Raw genomic sequence first — 14,714 nt, 5'->3', positions numbered from 1 at the left:
GTTTTCTTTCATACAGTATAACAAACATTATTTAATTATTCCCGTCTCATTTTCTTATTTGTCTGAAAAGTCTGTTCCAGTAACGGAATATTAAATTTTGCCGCAAGATTCATAAGAATCATAAGCAGTACATAAAGTGCTGCAACGATTAATATAAGCATCTGTACTGATATTTGTCCATACAATGCGAGACCGAAACCGTAGAAGATAAACATCATAAGAATATTGAATATTATATATGAAGTTAATCCATATTTACCGAGGTTATAAAATACTTCGAATACCGGCTTTGGCAGACTGTCTGCAATATATGCCAGAATCATAAAGTACCCGATTGCTGTAACCGGTCCGCCGAATCCTTCACCGAGCGTTTCTCCTGTAATTGTTCCCAGTGAAAGTACCTGCAGCAGTTTCGTCGCAATACCGCCTGCAAGAAGCGCCATTATAATACCGGCACTGAGAAACGGGCTGTCCTTAATGAAAGTTGTAAAGTCCAGCTCTTTCAGGGCCACACCGAGCAGAATTGACGGCAAAATGATAAAGAGTGCACTGTACAGCGATTCTGCACCGGCTCCTGAAAGTATATCCACGTTCATATTCACCATGGATAAATAATCGCTGCTTCTGTATGTGCTGATAAATTCATTCACACGCTGAATGCCCGAATACATATGCTGAATGTTGGAATTCAGCCCGGATATTATTTCCAGTACAACGTTGAACATTAAATGCAGTGCAAACAGTGCCAGCGATGCAGCAAGTGAAATAATCCAGTGACGCCCGACAAAGAACAAACCGATAAATGCTGTTAAAATCACATAGGGCATTTTATCAAAGCCGAAGATCAGCACTGTATTTAAAAGCAGGATAAGCATCATAAATGCCAGTACTTTGGCAATATGCTTTTTGCCTTTGTAACTGTACTGGCTGATTATATAGCCCGTAATAATGCTGATGAGCGGCAATATCGAGCCGCCTGTAATAATATCCACGATATTATAAACATTCAGGTCTCGTCCGAAAAAATATTCGAACGGATTGATTTCGTGCAGCGGCATCATGTAAAACAGGCCGCTGTATAAAAATAGTAAACTCAGCGCTGTACCGCCGATAAAATAAATATGTCTGTTTGAATCATTCAACTGGAATCGCCCCATAATCAAAAAAGTAAAGTACGGCTGTCACAGGTTTTCCAAGCGATACCTGCGCCGATTTCGTGTAGATATCCATCTGCGTGCTGTAGCGTCCGGCAAGGTCTGAAGCGGTTAAGTCCGTTCCTTTTACACGGTCAGTTTTATAGTCAATAATAATATAACGGTCGTCATATTCCAGCAGACAGTCGATAATCCCCTGCACTATCTGCTCCGGATGCTCGGCGTAACCGATTGCTTCCTGACTCATTATAAACGGCAGCTCTGTATGAATGCCTTTTTGTGTATTTAACAGGCCATTCATCATTTCATCATTGAAAAACCGTGCTGCATTTTCTTTCATCTTCTTAATGTGAACACTGCTCAGCAGTTCATAATTAGCGCTGTAGTTATCGATCAGCGTATCGATATAAGCGGTTCTCGCGGCTTCATCCATTACGCTCAGCGTCTGCCACTGGTGCATAATATGCATCATCATCTCGTGCATAATTGTCCCGAAAACAGGTGCTTCCAGTGAATCGCCGAGGAAGTTCGGCTCACGCAGCTTCACTTCACTTGTATGACTGATATACTCTGCACCGTCCGGAATTGTTTCGTTCCGGCGTTTAATCGATGTGACCGATTCCTTCGTCGTCACTTCGGCATCATCCTGATTCGGATAATTGTAAAAGAGACGCTCCCGGACTTCCGGTATAATATCAGCATTCAGCGCATCGATATCTGACAGTCCGGCGTATTCAGTACGTTCGTTCTCTTCACCATCCGTGATTTCCGCTTCCTTCACTTCGATAAAAGGTGCACTCGACTGCATGAGGACAGGCGCAAGGAAATCCATTGCCGACTTCAGTTCCGCACGTGTTTCAAATGACGGCTTTTCCATTCTGCTGAAATCATACTTGTATTCCTCTTCGCCTTTAAACATAAGCGGCAGGTAAAGTTTCTCCTCTGCCCTCGTGAGTGCAACGTAAATCAGACGGAGTTCCTCGCTCAGCTGTTCGATGGTCAGAAAGTCGTTGGCAGTAAAGCCGTGAATGCTGTCGTAATGATAGTTTAATTCATCATTAAAGTTGTTGAATACGATACCGAGCTTCGGATGGACGTACACACGGGTTACTTTCGTCAGTGTAAAATTCTGCTTCAGATCTGCGTAAATAACGTGCTTAAACTCGAGCCCTTTTGAACTGTGCACCGTCATCACACGCACCGCGTCATCCGTGTTTTCAAGCGGGCCTTCCTCACCGAAATCCTTACCTTCTGAAATCAGAAAATCAATATAACTGATAAACTGATACAGACTCGTATTGTTCATCGACTGGAACTCCAACGCCCTGTCGATCAGTCCGTTTAAGTTGGCGCGTCTTGCAGAACCGCCGGGCAGGCCGCTGAAGAACTCCAGTATGTTCAGCTCAAAGAAAATCTCAGCAATGAGTTCCGGCACACTTAAGTATTTCGCATGAAGTTTCAGTTCTTTAAATGTGCCGGTGAATTCTTCGATTTTCCTCATTATCTGTTCCTTGCCGCTGTATTCCGTCAGCGCTTCATAGAGATATTTTTCATCGGATGAAATACGGATTTCCGCTATTTCCTCTTCGCTGAAGCCGAACATCGGCAGTCTCATGACACCTGCAAGATGATCATCCTGCAGCGGGTTGTCAATCAGCGATAAAATGCTCCGCATCGTTAAAATCTCAAACGTTTCAAAATAGCCTTTATTAACATCGATACTGATTGGAATATCTGCCTTTTGGAATTCATGACGCATTATATCCGGTGCAAAACGGTTGCGGTTTAAAATAACGATATCCTGATACGACGCACCTTTTTTATACAATTCCTGCACAAGTTTAACAATCTGTTTAATTTCCAGCTCATCTGCATCGGCAGACTTTAAATTTTTATCATAAATGACCGGCAGCACTTCTACCGGAGATTCCGGCTCTGCTGCTTCAATGCCTTTAATTAATTTTTCTTCGTCGGTATATTCAATTTCACCGAGATTTTTATCCATAATATTTTCAAATATTAAATTTGTTGCATCGAGTATCTCACTGCGCGAACGGAAGTTTCTGTTCAGCTGAATCAGCCTGCCGCTGTCCGCATGATTGAAGCGTTCGCTTTTATCGATAAATAAGTCCGGTGCCGCCTGTCTGAAACGGTAAATGGACTGTTTGACATCCCCTACCATAAACAGGTTACCGTCGTGTTCATCTCCTGATTTCAGCAGCTGGATAATCGCTTCCTGCACCCTGTTAATATCCTGATACTCATCGATCATTATTTCCTTAAACTGTTCTTTGTAACGTTCCGCGATTTCATTGTCATTCGCCGTAAGAATATCGAGTGCATAATGCTCATAGTCGTTAAAGTCCATCTCATTGGCCGACTGTTTGTCTTTTCTGTATGCCTCAATAACTTCTTTTGCGATATTAATCAGCTGGTTGTTCATGCCGTTTAACGGTGCGAGTTCCGCTTTAACGTCCTCATGAGTATACTGCGTCACTTTACTGAGTTCCTGATACAGTGTATTGGCCGGTTTGTTATAACGGTCATTTAAATCATTACCGTATGCCGTTGCACTTTTAATAAATGCATTCGCTCCTGTTACCAGTTTGGCAGCCGGCAGTTTAAAACTGCCTTCTGTACTGAATGATTCGAGTGCCCCAGTCACATATTTATGCATTACCGCCAGTTTTTCATATGCATCGTCAATTGCTTTTTCTTTTAATTCCTCATCGCGTTCGGCATTATCGTATTCCGTCTTAAGAATATAAAGGTCCTGATCGAGCTTTCTCAGCCTGCGTCCAATAACCGCCCTGTAACTTCCGAGTATCTCTTCAAGCTTTTGGTCCGTAATATACTGATCTGTCATGCCGTTAAGAAAATTCATCGGTTCCTTCGTCGCAATGGCGACATGGTAAAGCTGTGTCACGAGTTTGTGCAGTGCGCTGTTGTCTTTGTTGCTCGTTACGAACTGGTCGAGTTTCAGGAAGTCTTCATCAGCTGCAATATAAAACTCCTCAAGTACGGCGGTAATAATATTCTGCAGCCGGATTTCTGTTTCGACCTGACCGAGTGTACGCATATCCGGCGGCAGCCCGACAGCGTTATAGTGCGTCTGGATTAAATATAAACAGAAACTGTGCAGCGTTGATATATGTGCATCGTTCAGTTTAATAATCTCATCGTTCAGCCGTGGATCAGGTGTCTCATTGTACGTCTGACGGAGTGCCCGTTCGATTTTGTCCTTCATGTCTTTGGCACTTTTGTTCGTAAATGTCGATACGAACACTTCATCGATGGAATAGTTGCCGTCGATAATATTCTGTTTAATACGTTCAACCAGTACCGCGGTTTTCCCGGAACCGGCCGCGGCGGACACTAAAATATCCGAACCTTTCGTATTGATTGCCATACTCTGTGCTTCGGTAAATTTAACCATTCTGCACCTCACTTTCAAATGCTTCTATGTCATCATCAGTAATTCTGTTCGTCCGGTAGTCTTCTGCATTTATTAATTTATCGATATGGCATGCTGCTTTAAAGTCGCAGAACTGACACGGCAGTCCGCCGTTCGTTTCGATTGGATTGGCAAGCGTGCTGCCTTCATATATTTCATCCGTTGCCGTTTTAAATTTCTCCATTACGTACGCTGAATAATGTTGAAACATGTCTTCAGACAATACACGTTTTTTCGAATGATTATCAAACGTACCGTCTTTTTTCTCTTTCAAAGGGAAGTATTCATTAATATTTTCAGTCTCTGTAATTAAATTCTCAAGCCCTCTGTTTCCATCGATGTTTGACGTCGTTCTGTCCGCAACGAAAAGCCCTTTCGGTTTCAATGCATTCTGACGTTCTTTGTACGCCGTTTCAGCGTCTTCCGCTTTCACTTTCGGTTCATTGACGTGGTAAAACAGCATCGAGTTCGGTACAACTTCACCGCCAATCAGCGTTTCAGCTTTATTCATCAGAACGTACATATACGTAATTATCTGCAGTTCCACGCCGTTCAGCACATCGGATTTTCTTAAATCTCTGGCGCTCGATTTATAGTCGATAATATTGACGTATACTTTGCCGTCTTTATGGAACGTATCGACTCTGTCAATTTTACCGCGCAGAATAACTTTTTTTCCGTTTGGACTTTCGAGAGCCAGTTCCCCAAGATCATCGGATTTTTCCCCGAAAACCGCTTCAATGAGCGTCATCTTATAGTTGCCGAGAAGCTCGATATCTTTCATAAAAAGAAGTGTCGTTGTAATTGCCTGCACCGCTTTTTCTTTCAGCGATAAATAATACTCCGAACGTTCGAATATACCGTAGCTGATCGTTCTGAGTACAGTCTCCACTGCATTTTTAACGGCATTCTTAATCTTGTCGTCCGCGTGGTTTAACGTCATACCGAGATCCACTGCGACTTTTTCAAGTGCATTGTGATACAGGTTACCAATTTCAAGCGGTCTTACCGTGTAGTTCTGACGGACATTCAATTTTAAGCCGTAGTTTGAAAAATGCTGAAAGCTGCAGTTGAAATACGACTGAAAACGGGACACGCTGGCTTTCATTTCCGGACCGTATAGTGCTTCTGCAGTTTCATTTGTCAATTTCTGCGCTTTGTTATCGTATGTCAGATTGCGGGTCAGTCGTTTAATGACCGTCTGTCTGTCCCCTGCTTTCAACAGCTGATACACGGAAAGAAAATGTCTGTACTGCGGTACAGTGCTTAAATCTTCGAGATATGCTTTGTCAGTCGACATCAGCTGGCGCAGTTTAAAGTGTTCCAGTGCCTCCATGCTGCGGATACTCGAAATCAGGCGTATCGAATTGTTCACATCGTAATGCGCTGTCTTTCTGTACGTATAGTTCAGCACGTTTTCATCTTCGTCCGGTAAAAATTCCGCGACGAACGGACTGATTTTTGTTGCTTCTTTATTTTGCAGTGTCGACGACCAGCTGATGAAAAGTTCGTCTGTCGGGCGTGTTACACCGAGATAAAAGACAAACCGCTCATCCTGCGCAAGCGTCCGGGCACTCGGTGACAGTGTAATGCCCCGCGCACTAAGGACGAGTTTTTCTTCGTCTGTAACAATTGACGTGCTGCGTGATTCCTGAGGCATTACGTTATAGTTCATTCCCAGTATAAATATATATTTTTTGTTCTCTACTTTCGCAAGGTCCATCAGACCGATAATGACCTGATCAATCGTTGCCGGTCTCGTATTGAATGTTGCCGATTTCAATCCTTCGATAAACGTTTCATAGAACAGTGAGAATGGTGTTTTCACGTCTTTAAATACCGTGTAGCTGTCATCCAGCAGCCGGATAAACAAATTAAAGGACTGCTCCGTCTCGTTCCGGAGACGGACATCGGTTTCTTCCAGTTCATGAATTTCGTCTTCCAGTCTGATCAGTATCCCGTTATCTGTAATAAAGCTGTAAATCGCACTGACGTAATCCCTGACTGTTTCGCCGTCGTTCAATGCGTTAAAGAATGATTGCAGCTGACCGAGTTTCGCATTTTTATAGTCGATCATTTCTTTAAGGGATTCGGTATTATCAATACGGTCAATCAGACCTTCAGCATCCAGTCTGTATTCAATCGCAAAGCGTTCATCGTCAAACAGTTCGCTGCCTGTCAGACCCCGTTCGATAATAATATTTTCAAGATGAGCGAGCAGCCGGTCGTCATGGCCGGTGTTTAAATATCCGGTCTTCAGCACGTTCAGGAATGCCGAACTCTGGAATCTGCTTTTGTAGCATTCGAGCAGTGCAATAATAAGCTGGGTAAACGGGTTACAGTGCATAAAGTGTTCTGCATCCATATGATAGGAAATGTTAAATCGTTTAAATGTCGTTTTAATATGTTCCTCGTAGCCGGCATCACGATATAAAATACCGATATCCGAATACTTCGCGCCTTTTTCCCTGACGAGCGTTTCGATGTTCCGGGCAACTTCAATGACTTCCTCCTGTACGGATGGTGATTCTGTTATTGTAATCCCGTCGAAGTTCGTCATCTTCTTACCTGTCGTTATATATTTCTCAAGCTGTGTCAGACCGGTACTCTTCGCACGCAGAAACTCATCATCGAAATGACGGAATTCAACGTAGTGCTCACCGAACATTTCCTGCAGACGCGTGATGACCGCTTCTGTTTTTCGAAACAGCATAATATCCCGTGCCGACTGTTCACTGTCGTCCGACTTGCTGTGGGTTAACAGCAGATTAATTTGTGCTGCTTTACTTTCCAGTGCATAAATTAACTCAAACTCGCTTTCAGTAAAGTTATGGAAACCGTCGATATAAATCGTCGCACCTTCGAGCGTCCGTATATTCTCCGCACGGTTTATAGTATCGATAAAGCTGTGAATCATATTTAAATCTTCTATATTATACCCGTCGATCTGTTCGCTCCACATCGAGTATATTTTATTTAAGTCTTCATATTTTTCCGTCGTTCTGCCGCGTTCAAACTCGAGCTCTGCCAGATGTTCCGGACTGACACTGTATGCTCTGAACTCAGTAATCTGGTCGAGCACCTTTTCCGAAAATTTTATGTATCCGCCGGAAGTGTGGTAGTAATTCAGGTTTTCCTTCATATCGTTCATCAGCTTATGCATGAACATTACGTGACCCGCTTCAGACAGCGACTCTTTATCCGGCTGACCCAGTTCGTTGTACACGTGCCACATCAGACGTGTGAAACTGAACACACTCGTCCGCATGCTGCCGGTCACAACGCCGTCTTTCGGCTGTGTAATCAGCTGCTCGTAACTCAGCGTATTCTGAGTCGGTGTGACAATATATATATTGGATCCAAGTGGTGAATCTTTCGTTAACTCTTCTATTTCACTAAACATTCTGCTCGTTTTACCGGTACCGCTCGTACCGGTCCATACAGTAATACCCACTCTGTCTGCCTCCTTACTTGAATAAAGGAGATATTAGATTCACTAATATCTCCTTTTAGTAATATTTATAATTAAAAATCAATTGCGATTTCGTTCAGCGGCCAGAACCTGAGCTGGACTTCGCCGATAATTGATGCCTCTGTTATTAAACCGAAGTCCCGCGAGTCACGGCTGATTGGACGATTGTCCCCGAGAACGAGGTAGTGTCCTTCCGGAATAACCTCTCCTTCAACACCAAGATCGCTTAATGTGAAGTTATCCATATACGATTCACCGCGGTGTGTAACGTAATCTTCCTGCAGCGGCTCGCCGTTTAAGTAAACAGTTTTGTCCTTCATTTCCACAGTATCTCCCGGCACGCCGATAATACGTTTAACATACGCCGAATCCTGACCGGATTCAAACACGACTACATCGTCCTGTTCCACTTCGCCTATATCATATATAAATTTATTCACTACTACTCTGTCGCCGTCTTCAAGTGTCGGATCCATACTGAGCCCGTCCACTGCGAATGTGACGAACAGAAACATTCTGATTACAGCAATGACAACGATCGCAATAAATATGGCTACTGCCCATTCACGTATTTCTTTTGCCAATTATGACACCTCTTATTTTTTCATTTTGCTTTCCAGATATTTCTGATACCACTTGGAAAGTAAGTACAATACTGTTAAAAATACCAATGAGATGATAAGTTTTACCGGTGAGTTAAAGAATGAAGTTATGTCATAACCGACCAGTGTCATCGATAAAATCATAATAAATTTTGACGCTAATAATATATACAAGTATACATGTCTTCTTATATTAGATAAAGCTGTGATGACGTTGACAACCGACGATGGTGTGAACGGCAGCGACAGCAGTACAAACAAAAATGAAAATCCGCGTTTATCGATAAAACGGAGCATGACCTGCAGCTTTTCATGCTTATCTATGTAAGCCTGAGCCGGTGTTCTGAAAATATTTCTGACTGTCAGAAATACCAGATAACTGCCTGCGACACTCGCTGTATAACTGACGAGAAATCCGACGATAATGCCGTATGAGTTAATGTTTAAAATCACAATTACGACAAGCGGTAAAAACGGCAGGAACGCCTCGATAAGCACAAGCAGAAATCCAACGATAAAACCCAGCTCTTCAAACCTTTGAAATAGCTCTTCAATTCCCTGTTCAGTCGTCAATAGTTCGATTAATTCGTTCAAGTGTTTCCCCTCGTTAAGAAAATACTAAAAGACTATATTAATAATATAGTCTTTTAGTATAGAATATCAGATTATTTTTATTTATTATAACACGACCGGTGACGATTTATCGTTATTTAGCACGCGCAGCATGCTTTTTTGGAATCAGGTTTTTAATGTTTTCCTCCTCGTTCCGATTGAGCATTTCGACAATGGCCGATCCGACGATTACGCCGTCGCAATGTTCACCGAGTGCCTCTGCCGCTTCACTGGACGTAATACCGAAACCGGCACAGACCGGTACAGCGCTCTTCTCTTTAATACGTGCGAGGTTATCATATACTTCTTCACTGTAGCCTGCCTGTTTTCCTGTCACACCGTTCACGGTGACCGCATAAATAAATCCTTCCGCCTCATCAACGAGCTGTTCCAGACGTTCATCTGTCGTTGTCAGTGTCGCAAGACGGATAATCGCAAGTTCCGTGTCTGTCAGTGCATTTTTTAATTCCGGCTCTTCATCGAGCGGCACATCCGGTACGATCAGTCCGCTGACATTGGCAGCCTGTGCGTCTTGTGCGAATGCTTCAAGACCATAGCTGAATACAGGGTTGTAGTATGTCATGAGTACATAAGGTACATTGATGTCGTCTTTAATTTCAGTCAGCTTATCCAGAATGTCTCGGAGGCTTACATTTTCTTTCAGCGCACGGATTCCTGCTTCCTGAATGACGGGACCGTCAGCAGCAGGGTCACTGAATGGGATGCCGATTTCAATGAGATCAACACCTGCTTTTTCCAATGTTTTAATCTGCTCCGGCAGTTTATCCAGGCCGCCGTCCCCGGCCATCATATACGCGATAAATGCCTTATCGTCCGTTTCATTCAGCTTATTGAACATGTCATTAATATGGGCTTTAGTCATTTTTTCTCGCCTCCAGTTCCGCTTTCACCATTTCTACATCCTTATCCCCGCGTCCGGACAGACAAACGATAATAATGTCGTCTTTTGGAAGTTCCGGTGCAATTTTCATCACATGGGCAATCGCATGTGAACTTTCAAGAGCCGGGATAATACCTTCTGTTTTAGAGAGCTCCTGAAATGCTGTCAGTGCCTCTTCGTCAGTTGCATATTCGTAATCCGCCCGTTTTGTCTTAAACAGGAAGCTGTGCTCCGGTCCGATTCCCGGATAATCAAGCCCTGCGGAAATTGAATGCGTTCCCTGCAGCTGTCCGTTTTCATCCTGCAGCATGTGCATCTTCGCACCATGCGCAATACCGACAGAGCCGCGGTTAATCGCAGCAGCTACTTTACCGCTGTCGATGCCGTCTCCTGCTGCCTCAACACCGATCAGCTCCACTTCTTTATCTTCGATAAAGTTATAAAACATACCCATGGCGTTGCTCCCGCCGCCGATACATGCCACAACTTTATCCGGCAGACGCCCTTCTTTTTCTAAAATCTGCGCTCTCGCCTCTTTTGAAATAACACTCTGGAAGTCGCGGACAATTTGCGGGAAGGGATGGGGTCCGAGCACTGATCCGAGCACGTAATGGGTATCTTCCATATGCTGCACCCAATATCTCATCGTTTCATTGACCGCATCTTTAAGCGTTGCAGTCCCCTGTTCGACTTTTACCACTTCCGCTCCGAGAAGTTCCATACGGAAAACATTCAGTTCCTGACGCGCCGCATCTTTTGCACCCATAAAAATTTTACATTCCAGCCCCAGTAATGCTGCGATAGTTGCTGTTGCGACACCGTGCTGTCCTGCACCGGTTTCAGCAATAATCTTTGTTTTCCCCATGTATTTTGTTAACAGTCCCTGACCGATGGCATTGTTAATTTTATGTGCACCGGTATGGTTTAAATCCTCGCGTTTTAAATAAATTTTTGCACCGCCAAGTTTTTCAGTTAAACGTTCTGCATAAAACAGGGGATTTTCGCGTCCGACATATTCTTTCATTAAATAATCGAATTCTCTTTGGAATTCGGGATTCTGCTGCGCCGCTTTATATGCCTCTTTTAATTCTTCCAATGTATTAATTAATGATTCCGCAACGTACGTACCGCCAAATTCACCGAATTTACCGTCCGTTCCCGGAAATTTATAAGTTTCAGTCATTGTGTCCACCTCTTATATTTTTAATAAATGCTCTGACTTTGTCCGGATCTTTTTCCCCGCCGGTTTCAACACCGCTGGAAACATCGATTAAAGCAGGTTTTACCTGTTCGGCCGCTTCAGCGATATTGTCCGGGTTTAATCCGCCCGCAAGTGCAAGTCTGGAACGGTCTATCGTTTCAAGCGGCAGTTCCGACCAGTTGAATGTGACGCCGCTGCCGCCGTAATATTCCTCCCTCGGACTGTCGATCAGTATATAATCCGCCTTAAAGTCAAAGCGTTCACTGTAGGACAGTTCCGAATTCGACGGGAATGCCTTAATCGCATGTCCTTTATACTGTTCTACAAATTCTTTTGATTCATCTCCATGAAACTGTATATAATCGAGCCCGCCTTCATTTAATCCGGCATCTGCTTCTTCCTTCGTCGGATTGACATATACACCGACTACTTTGATTCCCGTGCCTTTCAGACTGTCAGTAATCTCCCTGACTGTCTGAAGCTTAACCCGGCGTTTACTCGGTGCGAGTACTACACCGATAAAATCCGGCCGTTCTTTCGCAACGAGCTGTGCTTCTTCAACTGTTTTAATACCGCAGATTTTAACTTTCATGTACTTTACCTGCTTTCAGTTCCTGAATTTTATCTTCGATGCTGTCAGACCGCATCAGCGATTCTCCGACCAGCATGCCCGACGCGCCCGCGAGTTGCATGCGCTGTGCGTCTTCCGCTGTATGAATCCCGCTTTCGGCAATGAAGTGAATGTCATCCGTGCCGTATTTTGCAAGGAGCTGTTCTGTATTGCCGATATCGACCGTGAACGTTTTTAAATCTCTGTTGTTAATCCCGATAATTGCCGGTGCAATCTTTAATGCACGTTTCAGCTCTTCTTCATCGTGAACTTCAACGATAATATTTAAGTCAAGTGATGATGCATAGCTGTATAAATCAGCGAGCGTCCCGTCATCGAGAATCGTGACGATCAGCAGCACGATATCAGCTCCGTGATTGTATGCACAGTCAATCTGCCGTCTGTCGATTATAAAATCTTTGTTCAGTACCGGAACATCAACCGTTTTTGCAACGCGTTCCATATCGTCAAAACTGCCTTTAAAGAACTGTTTGTCCGTCAATACACTGATGGCATCCGCACCGCCTCTCACGTATGCATCAGCCTGTTCCAGCGGATCCATGATGTTATTGATGTCGCCCTGTGACGGTGAAGCCCGTTTCACTTCACTAATCAGAGCGATGCCGTTGTCAGCGTCAAGTCCGCCTTTAAAATCCAGCGGTTTTTCTCTTGTAATTAATTTAATTTCCGTCGGATAATCCAGCAGTTCCTGTTTTTTTACTTCAACGATGTCATCAAGTATTGTCATTGTCCCGCCTCCTTATTATTACGGATTACTTCCTGCAGTTTCGCATATGCTTTTCCTGTTTCCACTGCTTCTCTTGCGAGCTGGATGCCCGCACCGATTGAATTCGCTTTGTCTGCTACAAACAGTCCGATACCTGCGTTCAGCAGCACTGTTTCTAGTTGTGCTCTCGTCGCTGTGCCTTTCAGTACCGCTTCAAGTATCTCTTTATTTTCATTGCCGTCGCCGCCTGCGATATCTGTTTTGTCACACAGTGTTAAGCCGTAGTCCGTCGGATCAAGGACGACTTCTTCTATCTCACCGCCGCGTAAAAATACGAGATGGTTGTCACCGAGCAATGTCGCTTCATCCATGTGTCCCGCTCCGTTCATAACCACTGCATTTTCACGGCCGAGTCGTTTTAAGACCTGCGTAATTGTCATCAGTTTTTCACGGTCGTATATACCGAGGAACTGGTAATCCAAATTCAGCGGGCTGATGCACGGACCGATAAAGTTAAACACTGTCGGACGTTTCAGCGTCTGTCTGACTCTCATGATCTGACCCATTTTAGGATGTACATGCGGAGCGCTTAAAAATGTAATGTTTGATTCGTTAAGTTCGTCTGCCACTCTGCCGGCATCAAATTCTAAATTCACTCCCAGTGCCTGCAGCACGTCAGAGCTTCCGGTTTTGCTTGTGACACTTTTGTTGCCGTGTTTTGCAATTGTCACACCGCAGCTTGCGAGCACGAATGCGGACGTTGTTGAGATGTTAAAGCTCTGTGAACGGTCGCCGCCTGTCCCGCAGTTGTCCATCACTTTATCGTTTACATTCGGAATATCTTTTGCATATGACTTCAGTACTTCCGCAATCGCTGTAATCTCATCGACTGTTTCACCTTTGTCGCTTAAAGCAACGATGAAATCTCTCAGCTCGTCATCCGTAACACCGCCGTTTAATACTTCCGTGAAAAATTCGTGCATTTCTTTATAAGATAAATTAGTGCCTTCCTGTACTTTCATCATTGCCGTTTCAGTTACTGTAGTGATATTTAATGTCATAATATATTCCTCCTTAAAATTAAAAATCCTCCATGACAAAACTGTCATGGAGGACGATGTTAACCGCGGTACCACCTCTGTTGAAGCATTCGCTTCGCTCTAATGCATAACGGCATTACCCGAGCAATAATTAAAACCGGAACCCAATTCACTGCAGAACACGCTGCCGGTTTCCACCAAATCCGGCTCTCTGTGAAACGTAAAACTGCTGCTACTATATCCAATTGCTGATATTAAATTAGTGTAATAAAAAAACTCTCCATGCTTAATATAAATATATATTAAGGACGGAGAGCCGCGGTGCCACCTATATTGACCGGTTGAAGCCGATCCACTCATTAAAAGTTATATTAATTAAATTGTTTTATGAAAGAAGTCCATTCGCATATACGACATACCGGTTTGCAGCACCACCGGCTCTCTATGAAATCGAAATATGTTACTACTCTTCCCTCGAATTGATATTAATATTAACAACATAAAATTATAAATGCAAGGGATATTTTCAATTTATCAGAAAATTAAGTCTTAATAGTGTGTTCGAGACACTGGTACGACAATGTTTAAGACATGTAATAAATTTTTATATTATTTGTATTGGGATGATGATCTGGTGATTTGAACCGCGATTTATTTATGTGCCGCGGCAGATATTTTTTTGTCGCAATACTAAGTGACTATGAACGGCTCTCATTGTTACGAAAACGATCCTAAGTAACTATGAACCGCTCTCATTGTTACGAAAACAGTCCTAAGTGACTATGAACCGCTCTCATTGTTACGAAAACAGTCCTAAGTGACTATGAACCGCCCTCATTGTTACGTAAACGGCCCTAAGTAACTATGAACCGCCCTCATTGTTACTTAGCACCACACCAGCCTCTCCAAAAAAAATAAAAAAGACAAAACCCCGAAAGGTT

At 43.5% G+C, this 14,714-nt stretch carries 10 protein-coding genes; all 10 read right to left on the bottom strand.

The genetic code is table 11. The annotated features are described in order from the left end of the window. Positions 1 to 35: 35 nt before the first annotated feature. The 10 genes from RZ44_RS01440 to trpD all read right to left on the bottom strand — a co-directional run bounded on the left by RZ44_RS01440 (position 36) and on the right by trpD (position 13,794). A complete protein-coding gene (locus RZ44_RS01440; protein WP_035807653.1) occupies positions 36 to 1,142 on the bottom strand; it encodes a DUF418 domain-containing protein in 1,107 nt (368 codons plus the stop codon). Beyond that, positions 1,135 to 4,590, bottom strand: coding sequence for a helicase-exonuclease AddAB subunit AddA (addA, locus tag RZ44_RS01435; protein ID WP_035807652.1), 3,456 nt, complete (start codon positions 4,588 to 4,590; stop codon positions 1,135 to 1,137). Before addA ends, RZ44_RS01440 begins: the two co-directional genes overlap by 8 nt. Beyond that, entirely contained in the window at positions 4,583 to 8,062 is a 3,480-nt protein-coding gene (locus tag RZ44_RS01430) for a PD-(D/E)XK nuclease family protein (RefSeq protein ID WP_035807651.1), read from the bottom strand. The genes addA and RZ44_RS01430 overlap by 8 nt, the downstream gene beginning before the upstream one ends. Before the next feature lie 71 nt (positions 8,063 to 8,133). Next, entirely contained in the window at positions 8,134 to 8,664 is a 531-nt protein-coding gene (gene lepB / locus RZ44_RS01425) for a signal peptidase I (RefSeq protein WP_035807650.1), read from the bottom strand. A gap of 12 nt (positions 8,665 to 8,676) precedes the next feature. Next, positions 8,677 to 9,276, bottom strand: coding sequence for a TVP38/TMEM64 family protein (locus RZ44_RS01420; protein ID WP_035807649.1), 600 nt, complete (start codon positions 9,274 to 9,276; stop codon positions 8,677 to 8,679). Positions 9,277 to 9,388: 112 nt separating this feature from the next. Next, positions 9,389 to 10,177 (bottom strand): tryptophan synthase subunit alpha, encoded by a 789-nt coding sequence (gene trpA / locus RZ44_RS01415; RefSeq protein WP_052108720.1) that lies wholly within the window; start codon positions 10,175 to 10,177, stop codon positions 9,389 to 9,391. Then, entirely contained in the window at positions 10,170 to 11,378 is a 1,209-nt protein-coding gene (gene trpB, locus RZ44_RS01410; RefSeq protein WP_035807648.1) for a tryptophan synthase subunit beta, read from the bottom strand. The genes trpA and trpB overlap by 8 nt, the downstream gene beginning before the upstream one ends. Further along, positions 11,371 to 11,988 carry a phosphoribosylanthranilate isomerase gene (locus RZ44_RS01405; protein WP_035807645.1) on the bottom strand — a complete coding sequence of 206 codons (618 nt, stop codon included), beginning with the start codon at positions 11,986 to 11,988 and terminating at the stop codon, positions 11,371 to 11,373. Before RZ44_RS01405 ends, trpB begins: the two co-directional genes overlap by 8 nt. Beyond that, entirely contained in the window at positions 11,978 to 12,754 is a 777-nt protein-coding gene (gene trpC / locus RZ44_RS01400; RefSeq protein WP_035807642.1) for an indole-3-glycerol phosphate synthase TrpC, read from the bottom strand. The genes RZ44_RS01405 and trpC overlap by 11 nt, the downstream gene beginning before the upstream one ends. Further along, positions 12,751 to 13,794: an anthranilate phosphoribosyltransferase gene (trpD, locus tag RZ44_RS01395; protein ID WP_081962332.1), complete on the bottom strand. Its 1,044-nt coding sequence runs from the start codon at positions 13,792 to 13,794 to the stop codon at positions 12,751 to 12,753. The genes trpC and trpD overlap by 4 nt, the downstream gene beginning before the upstream one ends. Positions 13,795 to 14,714: the final 920 nt, after the last annotated feature.

Source organism: Jeotgalicoccus saudimassiliensis (genome assembly GCF_000756715.1).
Lineage (GTDB): Bacteria > Bacillota > Bacilli > Staphylococcales > Salinicoccaceae > Jeotgalicoccus > Jeotgalicoccus saudimassiliensis.
Note: the sequence above shows the minus strand (reverse complement) of the source record. Positions and strands in the feature narration are given on the sequence as shown.